A 9,198-nucleotide genomic window follows, 5' to 3' on the forward strand; every position below is an offset into this window, starting at 1 on the left:
TTTCTTATTATATCCTATAAGTCCTTGTTATTTGATTATGCCGGTTCCTCTGATATTTGCAGCATGGTAAATTGTAACGCCGTTTTTTCTGCCGTAGTACTCTATAAGTAGCTTTTGCAGTGTCGGTTCAATAGAAGGTGTAAACCAGGCATTATTGCTGATGGCAATCATATATTTGACATCTCCTGTGTAGAGCTCTTTGCATGTAGCTTCATAACAGATGGCATTTCTAAATTTTATACCTTTTATTTCAAAGTCTGTCGGCTTTTTTGCGGTAACAAAATCACTCCCGCCTTGGAAAAATGTATCATTTATGATTTTTTGCGCAAATTTTGGCAGGGGAATGTATTCGCCAAAGGGAACAAGTATGAGTTTTTTTGCTACTTTGTATTTGCCGTTGTAAAACATATAGGTTACATTGTAGTTTAAATTATTTTCACTTAAAAGCGCACCGGCAATGATGGTGATTTTTTTAGAAGCTTTCTTGAGTTCTTGCATCAGTTTTGGTGTTTTATTCATAAACAGAGGAAATACGGATTCAGGAAAGACGACAACATCATATCCCTTGTTCTGTGCTTTTTGAATCTCTTGATAAACCATTCTGATTGTAGGATAGAGAGCTTCTCTTGTCCATTTTATTTCTTGGGGAATGTTTGTTTGTATGAGTTTTATTTTTAAGGGTGCATCATATTGTTTTGGGTATCCGTAATTAAAAGCAAATACAAGAAGCAGCAGAGGCAGAAACTTATATGTTTTGTGCTTTATCAGTGCAGGCAGGGACAAAGCAAGTAAAACTGCAACAAGCTGGTACTTATAAACACCTATATAGCTGTTGACAAATAAAAGCTCGATTTTCATCCAGTTCCAGCCGAGCGGTTCAATGAAACTCAGCCCAAAAAGCAGAACTGCCCTTATGTAAGGTTTGTCGGTAAAGCTAAGCGGTGCAAAAAAGATGAGATAAATAATACCGAAACTAAACGTAATGATTGGCTCCATATAGCCGACACCCTGATACTTAAAACTGTAGCCGATCCAGTAAAACCAAAATAAGCCTATAAAAAAGCCCGCAACAAGTACCGCTTTTTTAGGAATATATAATAACAGAGCAATTGCGCCAAGACCAAAAAAGGTATTAATCAGTTTATTTGAAATTCCAAAATATTCAAAATATATAAAAGCACTAAAAAGTGCAGCCGTAACAATTCCGAGTAAAAAAATTTTTGTGAATCTATTCATTTTGAAATTATACGCAATTTTAAGAGCTTATTAGCATAATTTTTGTATAATCGCTGAAATTTTATAAATAGACTTTGTCTAAAAGGAAGCAAAAGATATGGAAATTATCTCCCAACTATTACCGTTTGTATTTTTAATTGCAATCATGTATTACGTAATTATTCGCCCGCAGCAAAAAGAGGCTAAGGCTAAAAAAGAGATGCTTGAATCTCTCAAAAAAAGTGACAAAGTAATTACTAACGGCGGTTTTATCGTTGTTGTTCATAAAGTTGAAGACAACTTTTTAACAGTAAAATTAAATGATGATACACTCGTAAAAATTACAAAAGATTCCATTGCAAAGAAGTACGAGGATGAAGCTTAATTATCGCATAGTTATCTTTGCATTGGCAATAGTTTTCGGTATAGTTTTCTCTTTACCGTCACTGTTGCAGACGCAAAGCGGAAAAAAAATAACACTTGGTCTTGACCTGCAAGGCGGTCTACATATGCTTCTTGGTGTAAAAACAGAAGAAGCGACAAAATCTCGTATCAAATCAATGGCGGCAAGTATCAAGCACTTTGCCGAGCGTAATGACATTCTCATAAATGGACTTACCTTTGATAATAAGAGTGTCACATTTGAAGTTTTAGATAGTGATGAAATTAAAACATTTGATGAATTTTTATCAAAACTTGAAGGTGTTACTGTTACACATAAAGGTTCGGTAATTAGTGTAAGTTTGACACCAAAAGAGATTGAAAAAACAAAAAAGCAGGCAGTTTCTCAGGCAATAGAAACAATCAGAAACCGACTTGACCAATTTGGACTCTCTGAGCCAATTGTTGCACGTCAGGGAAAAGACAAAATCCTTGTAGAACTTGCAGGCATTAAATCTCAAGAAGATGAACAGCGTGCAAGGGAATTAATCTCACGTGCGGCCAAACTTGAACTAATGGCTGTTGATGAAGACAGAAATGCACGCGTGTACAATATGAGCGATGCAGATGCAGCTTCATACGGAGATATAATTTTAGAAGATGTAAAATCACCGAAAATTAAGTATCTTGTGCATGAGATTCCTATTTTAGACGGAGGTATGCTTACAGGTGCGAATGTTGGTTTTGATCAGAATAACCGTCCTGTAATTAACTTTAAACTTAATGCCGAAGGCGCTGATATATTCGGTGATTTTACCGGTAAAAATGTAGGTAAACGCCTTGCTGTTGTGCTTGACGGCAAAGTTTACTCCGCACCGAATATCAATGAACGCATTGGTGGAGGAAGCGGACAGATTTCCGGAAACTATACAGTTTTAGAAGCAAAAGATTTGGCTATTGCTCTTCGTTCAGGTGCACTGCTGGCTCCAATATATTTGATGGAAAAACGCTCAGTCGGACCTAGCTTGGGTGCAGACAGCATTAAAGCATCTATGATAGCGCTTATAGGCGGATTTGTGCTTGTTATTGTATTTATGATGGTTTATTACCGTATGGCAGGTGTAATTGCAAATATTGCACTGATTGCAAACTTGCTGCTTCTTTTGGCCGTAATGAGTCTTTTTGGTGCAACATTGACACTGCCGGGTATGGCAGGTATCGTTCTTACGGTCGGTATGGCAGTTGATGCCAATGTAATTATTACAGAGAGAATACGTGAACTTATTTATGAAGGCAAATCTATGCATAAAGCCATAGAAGAGGGCTACTCAAATGCAATGCGTGCAATTCTTGATGCAAACATTACAACCTTGATTGCTTCGGTTGTTTTATATGTATACGGAACCGGAGCCATTAAAGGTTTTGCAGTAACGATGAGTATCGGTATTTTAGCTTCAATGCTCACAGCAATTCTCGGAACACATGGAATTTACCAGATGCTAGAATCTAAAATGGGTAAAAGTAAAAACTACCGTTTCTGGTTTGGGATTAAAGGATAATTATGGAATTTTTTAAATATAGTCGTACCTTTGATTTTATGAGTAAATCAAAACTGGCAATGCTTTTTTCTACTATTTTGGTTTTGGCTTCATATGCGATTTTAGCGACAAAAGGGCTTAATTACGGCATTGATTTTGCCGGAGGAACTGTTGTACAAGTAAAATATGATACAAAAGCACCGATAAAAGCAATGCGCGAGAAACTAAAAGCAAACAAGCTTTTTGACGGAGCTTCTATCAGTGAATTCGGTTCGCCTGATGAGGTTGTTATTCGTATGAAAACAACAACAGGAAATGTAACACAGGATATTGGTGATGTTACACGCGAAGTACTTAAAGGCACCGGTGCTTTTGAGGTGCGTCGTGTAGATATTGTCGGACCAAAAGTCGGTTCAGAACTTAAAGAAAAAGGCATTATGTCTTTAGTGCTGGCGATTCTGTCTATTTTAATTTACGTTGCCTTTCGATTTGAGTGGCGCTTTGCTGTAGCTTCGATTGTAGCTTTAGTGCATGATGTATCCATAGCAATGGGCGCGGTCGCACTTTTTGCCATAGATGTTAATCTTGATGTATTGGCTGCGATTTTAACACTTTTAGGGTATTCGCTTAATGATACAATTATTGTCTTTGACCGTATTCGCGAGGGAATAACAAAATCCAAAAAAGCGAATCTGACAGAGATTATTAATGAGTCTATCACAAGAACACTTGCCCGTACGACATTAACATCGCTCACAACATTTTTTGTGGTATTTACGTTGTTTATGTTCGGCGGCGAGATTATCCATGCCTTTGCATTTACACTTTTAGTGGGTATAATCGTAGGTACATATTCATCAATTTTTGTGGCTTCACCAATACTTATTTTCTTTGGTTTTGATGTAAAAGGCTACCATACAAAATTAGCAGAAAAAGCAAAAAGAGAAGCAGAAAAAAACAGAATGCGAGAACAGTTTGAATCGGGCGTAATGTAGATTTTGCTATAATAAAGTAAAGCAACAAGTTGCGATGGGCTTCCTGCCGAAGGAATCCAAGCGATAGCGTAGGTAAGGGAATTACTTTCCTTACCGTAATCAATCAAATGGAGGAGGTTTCCTTCATTTTGCAAGCAAAATTAAGGAGTAGCAATGGATTGGGGTAAGGTTGTTTATGTTTTCTTTTCACTAATGAGTCTAACATCAATAGCAGGATTTTTATATGAAAATACTGCTATTTCATTGTTTATAGCAGCAAGTGTCAATCTGGTTTCAACAATTTTAAAAATAGGCGTGCGAAATTTACTTTCAGCCGAACTGTTAGCATCCTCTTTAGTCGCTGATTTACACCTTATTCCGGCATTCGTATTTTTGGTTATTGTACAAGATGATTCTTGGGCAATGGCTTTGGCTATCGGTGCATTGATTGCAAATCTATTTTCAATGGGACTTGTCTACATTGAGAGTAGTAAAACACATGAAGAGTATTAATATTTACAGGAAGAATAAAATTGGAATATAGTGCGAAAAATATAGAAAAAAAATGGCAGGATTATTGGAAGCAAAACGAAAGTTTTGAGCCGAGTGAAGATTTTACAAAAGAGAAAAAATATATACTTTCAATGTTTCCATTTCCAAGCGGACGCCTGCATATGGGACATGTGAGAAACTACTCTATTAGTGATGCTTTTGCGCGTTATCACAGACAGCAGGGGAAAAATGTGCTCCATCCAATCGGCTTTGACAGCTTTGGAATGCCTGCTGAAAATGCTGCTATAAAAAATGGCTCACATCCTAAAAGCTGGACATATGACAACATAGATTATATGAAAAACGAGTTTTATTCTCTGGGTTTCTCTTTTTCACGCAAACGGGAATTTGCCACAAGTGATGAGCTTTATACCAAGTTTGAACAAGGTTTTATTATTGACATGTACAATAAAGGTTTACTGTATCGTGAAAAAGGGATGCTCAACTGGTGTCCACATGACCAAACTGTACTTGCAAATGAACAGGTAGTGGATGGTTGCTGTTGGAGATGTGATACTCCGATAGTTAAAAAAGATATGAATCAGTATTATTTTAAAATTACTGCTTATGCAGATGAACTTTTAGAAGACTTGAAAAAGCTTGAAAATGGCTGGCCGAAACAGGTTTTAACTATGCAGGAAAACTGGATAGGAAAATCAAACGGGCTTGCATTTGATTTGTATTTTGACCAAGAGAGTCAAGAAAAACTTGGACATAAGTTCGAGCGTTTTGATGTTTTTACAACCAGACCTGACACTATTTACGGTGTAAGTTATACTGCTTTGGCACCTGAGTATGAAATCGTTACATATATGATAGAAAATAAATTGCTTGATGATGCGGTAATTAAAGAGATTGGTGCAATGAAAAGTGCTTCATCGATTGATAGACAAAAAGAAAAGTCAGGCGTTGCGCTTGGTTTACATGTAAAGCATCCATTAAGCGGAGAAGAGATTCCTGTCTGGGTAGCGAATTTTGTACTTATGGACTATGGAAGCGGTGCTGTTATGGCTGTTCCTGCACATGATGAGAGAGATTATGATTTTGCCAAAAAGTATGATTTGCCTATAAAAGCGGTAATAAAACCTTTTAACGGTGAACACGATTTTTCAAGAGCTGCATTTACTGAAGTAGGTGAACTTATTAATTCCGGTGATTTTAGCGGTATGAATGCACAAAAAGCCCAAGAGCATATTATTGAAATGTTTGAAGAAAAAGATCTTGGAAAAAAGACAACTAATTATAAATTAAAAGATTGGGGTGTAAGCCGTCAGCGATACTGGGGTGCACCGATTCCTTTTATTCATTGTGATTCATGTGGTCTTGTTATGGAGAAAAAAGAAAACTTGCCTGTTGCTTTGCCTGAAGATGTAGAAATTACGGGTGAGGGAAATCCTTTAGAAAATCATCCGACTTGGAAACACTGTAAATGTCCTCAGTGCGGCGGTGATGCAGTTCGTGAAACAGATACTATGGATACTTTTGTTGAATCTTCCTGGTATTTTTTACGCTTTTGTGCTTCTCCTGCAAACTGGGAAAAAGAGGCTTTTTCTCCTGAACAGATTAAGTACTGGATGCACCCTAAAGGGCATGAAGGTGTTGATCATTACATTGGTGGTATTGAGCATGCAATTTTACACCTTTTATATGCAAGATTTTTTACAAAAGTTTTTCGTGATTTAGGTTATGTTGACTTTGATGAACCTTTTGAGAGACTGTTGACACAGGGAATGGTACTCAAAGACGGTGCAAAAATGAGTAAATCAAAAGGCAATACGGTTGACCCTGATGCCATTATAGAAAAATACGGTGCAGATACGGCGCGTCTTTTTATTCTTTTTGCTGCACCGCCGACACAGGAACTTGAATGGAATGACAGTGCTGTTGAAGGTGCATATAAATTCATCAAAAGATTTTTTGAGAGAAGCACAAATGTGCTTACATGTAATGAAAAACCGCAGATAAATCATGCAGATTTGAGCAAAGAAGAAAAGTTTGCCCGCAAAAAAGTCTATGAAGCGCTCAAACGTGCCGAAGATGTCTATAATGAGCGATATACGTTCAATACCATGATCGCGGGTGTGATGGAAGCGATGAATGCACTTAATGCACAAAGCAATGCAGATGTATGGAGTGAGGGCTACTGGATACTCAGCTCTATAATGGAACCGGTTATTCCACATACATGTTATGAGATAAGTGAAAAATACTTTAATCTGAATAACCTGGCACCTCAAGAAATATTAGAAGAGGTCTTTGTTGAAGAGAGTATCTCTTTGGGTGTTTCAGTCAATGGTAAAAAAAGAGGCGAAATTGAAGTCGCGGCAGATACAGATAAAGATGCAATTATTGCTGCGGCAAAAGAGAATATTGCTAAATGGCTTGAGGGAAAAGAAATAGTCAAAGAAATCTTTGTTCCTAAAAAACTTGTCAATATTGTAGTAAAGGGTTGAAAAAATGAAAACATATCCACACTTTTTGAAGTTATTCTCTTTGTTAATGCTTATAATCTCTATAAGTGCGTGTGGATATAAACCGAGTTCAAAATATGCCCGCAGTGTTGTCGGTGAGAAGATAAACACGCATGTAACTATTTCAGCAGTAGACCCGCAAAATACCGTTTTGATTAAAGATGCTGTAGACAGTGCTATTGTTGAAGTATTTCATGCTTCTTTAACTGACAGGGCTCATGCTGATAGTCATTTGAGTTTTTCTTTAAATCCTCCAAGTTATTCGGCAATTCAGTATAATACAGACGGGTATATTATTGCATACAGAGCGACTATTATTTTAAAAATTATAAGAGAATCTAAAAATATCAAAAAAGACTACACAGCAAAAGGGACGTATGACTTTTCAGTTGTGCCTAATGCCGTTATAACAGATCAAGAACGATTTGATGCCATAAAATTCAGTGCTATCAAGGCTATATCATCATTTGTAGCGCAGATATCTGCAGAGGGATCGAGACTATAAACTAGGAAAAAAAATGACTATACAGACAATTATTGCCAAGGCTGTAAAAAGACTTAAGGCTGAGGGGAAGTTATTAACTCCGGATTTTTATGCCGAAGCTTTTTGCATGGAAGCAAAAAAGGCGAATATGCAGATTGAAGACTGCCAGCATTTGGCAAAATTCAATGAAATGCTCAATAAAGATTTGCAAAAAGATTTGAAAAACTACAACATCAAAACGATGCATGAATTTATCCGTTTTTTAATCTCCAAACTCAATAGAACCAATCCTACACAATGTTCTGACACTTTAGAATCTGAGACATTACTTACAAAAAGAATCCTGCAGGTTATTACTGTACTGCATAACAAAGAAGCGAGTGAACTTGCACAAAAGACACTTGATCTTTTAGAACACGGGGCACAGCCGGAGCAGTTAGACCAGTTTCGTCAGCGATGGGTCAATTTTTTAACAACTTACGATGATACCTTCTTACAAAAATTAAAAGAGTACGGCAATGTAGATACAAAAGATTTACAAAAAACTATTGAAAATTTACAATTGGCATGTGTTAGTCCAGAAGATGTTCAAAGTGTTAATTTACAAAAAATATCAAAACTTTTGATAGCCTCTTTTGTGCCTTCTATTGCTTCAAGTGTAAATGATACTATTGCTTCTTTAAGCGAAAAAATTCAGCAAAACCCTGCTTTACTTGAGAGTGTGAGTGTAGCACATGAAATAAGATCAGCAATATCTTTACGAATAGCTCTTGATAAAGAGACTGTCAAAGAGATGGTGGAATCTATTGACGGCGTGTTGGACAAACTTTCACTGCGACTCATAGATATGATTGAGCGCTCAGACACTTCAAATACAGAAATACAGAAGATTAAAAAAGAGCTGGAATCATATAGTGAAGAATCAACAGTAAATTTTAAACTCGCACATAAAAAGCTCTTTACTATCGCCGTTGCCTTGGAAGAAAATACGCAGCTTTTAAGTAAAGACTTAAAAGGGCACAGTGATGAAGTTCAGGCTTTGAGTAGAAAAGTACATACGCTTGAAAAAGAGCTTGAAGCGGTTAAGCAGGAGTCAAAAGAAGACTTTTTGACAAAACTTTATAATAAACGTGCACTTGATGAATTCATGAATATGAAAGAGGGTGAGTACAAACGGTATGGACGTAATTTTGCTATTGTAATGTTTGATATAGATCACTTTAAAAAGGTAAATGATACGTATGGCCACGAAGCAGGGGATGCAGTACTTTCAGCCTTTGCAAAAATACTCAAAAAAGAGAGCAGAACAGTAGATATTATAGGTCGTTTTGGTGGAGAAGAGTTTTTATCATTGCTGAGTGAAACAGACCTTCAAGGCGGGGTGATTTTTGCCGAAAAAGTTAGAAAGCATGTAGAAAAGACACGTTTCGTATATAAAGGAAAACGTATAAAGGTTACTGTGAGTGCCGGTATTTCTCAGCGTTCTGACCATATTTCGCTCGAAGCGGCTGTAAACTCTGCAGATGAGTATTTGTACAAAGCGAAAAAAGAGGGAAGAAATAAAGCGGAGTACAAAAAATAAC

The 9,198-nt window shown here is 36.8% G+C and carries 8 protein-coding genes; 7 read left to right on the forward strand and 1 reads right to left on the reverse strand.

From position 1 onward, the window contains the following. Positions 1 to 27: 27 nt before the first annotated feature. The gene (locus SAUT_RS02930; RefSeq protein ID WP_013326387.1) at positions 28 to 1,236 is read right to left on the reverse strand and encodes an apolipoprotein N-acyltransferase; all 1,209 of its coding nucleotides are present in this window, start codon (positions 1,234 to 1,236) and stop codon (positions 28 to 30) included. A gap of 97 nt (positions 1,237 to 1,333) precedes the next feature. Between SAUT_RS02930 and yajC the strand changes: the two genes are divergently transcribed. The 7 genes from yajC (at position 1,334) to SAUT_RS02965 (ending at position 9,197) form a co-directional block, all read left to right on the forward strand. Further along, on the forward strand, positions 1,334 to 1,600 hold the full coding sequence (gene yajC, locus SAUT_RS02935; protein WP_013326388.1) for a preprotein translocase subunit YajC: 267 nt from the start codon (positions 1,334 to 1,336) through the stop codon (positions 1,598 to 1,600). After that, complete coding sequence (secD, locus tag SAUT_RS02940) at positions 1,590 to 3,155, forward strand: protein translocase subunit SecD (protein WP_013326389.1); 1,566 nt, start codon at positions 1,590 to 1,592, stop codon at positions 3,153 to 3,155. The genes yajC and secD overlap by 11 nt, the downstream gene beginning before the upstream one ends. Positions 3,156 to 3,157: 2 nt before the next feature. Continuing rightward, the gene (gene secF, locus SAUT_RS02945) at positions 3,158 to 4,129 is read left to right on the forward strand and encodes a protein translocase subunit SecF (RefSeq protein ID WP_013326390.1); all 972 of its coding nucleotides are present in this window, start codon (positions 3,158 to 3,160) and stop codon (positions 4,127 to 4,129) included. Between the two features lie 153 nt (positions 4,130 to 4,282). Beyond that, on the forward strand, positions 4,283 to 4,621 hold the full coding sequence (locus tag SAUT_RS02950; RefSeq protein WP_013326391.1) for a DUF6394 family protein: 339 nt from the start codon (positions 4,283 to 4,285) through the stop codon (positions 4,619 to 4,621). A gap of 20 nt (positions 4,622 to 4,641) precedes the next feature. Beyond that, positions 4,642 to 7,113, forward strand: a complete 2,472-nt coding sequence (gene leuS, locus SAUT_RS02955) for a leucine--tRNA ligase (RefSeq protein WP_013326392.1) — start codon at positions 4,642 to 4,644, stop codon at positions 7,111 to 7,113. Positions 7,114 to 7,117: 4 nt separating this feature from the next. Continuing rightward, positions 7,118 to 7,636 (forward strand): LPS assembly lipoprotein LptE, encoded by a 519-nt coding sequence (gene lptE / locus SAUT_RS02960; RefSeq protein ID WP_013326393.1) that lies wholly within the window; start codon positions 7,118 to 7,120, stop codon positions 7,634 to 7,636. A 13-nt stretch (positions 7,637 to 7,649) separates the two neighbouring features. After that, the gene (locus tag SAUT_RS02965) at positions 7,650 to 9,197 is read left to right on the forward strand and encodes a GGDEF domain-containing protein (protein WP_013326394.1); all 1,548 of its coding nucleotides are present in this window, start codon (positions 7,650 to 7,652) and stop codon (positions 9,195 to 9,197) included. The last annotated feature ends 1 nt before the right edge of the window (position 9,198 follow it).

Origin of the sequence: Sulfurimonas autotrophica DSM 16294, assembly GCF_000147355.1 — a bacterium.
Classification (GTDB): domain Bacteria; phylum Campylobacterota; class Campylobacteria; order Campylobacterales; family Sulfurimonadaceae; genus Sulfurimonas; species Sulfurimonas autotrophica.